The organism is Bradyrhizobium sp. NBAIM08, assembly GCF_020193935.1.
Classification (GTDB): domain Bacteria; phylum Pseudomonadota; class Alphaproteobacteria; order Rhizobiales; family Xanthobacteraceae; genus Bradyrhizobium; species Bradyrhizobium yuanmingense.
Genome location: NZ_JADYVR010000597.1, coordinates 1 through 427, shown reverse-complemented (window position 1 = coordinate 427; position 427 = coordinate 1). Strand labels below are relative to the sequence as shown.

Sequence of the window (427 nt, the reverse complement as noted above, 5' to 3'; positions counted from 1 at the left end):
GGCGTCTCCACCCGAAGCGAGCCCAGCCGGAGCTCACCGGCGACCGTGGTCACCCGGCGTCTCCGGCGCCGCCCGCGCCAGGTGCCGGCACGTAGGTGCCGACCACGCCCCGCCAAAGGACCGGGTCGAACGCCTGGCTGGGCCGGAAGCTGACCGAGGTGAGCAGCCCGCTCTCCGGCGCCAGGTAGACCAGGCAGACCTGGATGCGATCCCCCGTGACGAAGCCTGGGGGCAGCGGCGTGCTGGGGCACGGCGCGAAGGTGCTCGCGAAGGGCTGCGCCTCGATCAGGACGTTGCGACCGTCCACGACGTAGAGCGGCACCTCGACTCCGCCGAGATCCGTCCTGCCTCGGTTGGTCACCACCGCACGGACGAAGTACGGCGTGGCCCTCTTGCGGTCGTCGTCGAGCTGCCACCCGGCGAGCAC

General features: G+C 72.4%; 1 protein-coding gene. It reads right to left on the bottom strand.

Translation table 11 applies throughout. From position 1 onward, the window contains the following. Positions 1-49: 49 nt before the first annotated feature. A partial coding sequence (locus tag I6F37_RS41140; RefSeq protein WP_225154543.1) for a hypothetical protein occupies positions 50-427 on the bottom strand: 378 nt, incomplete at its 5' end.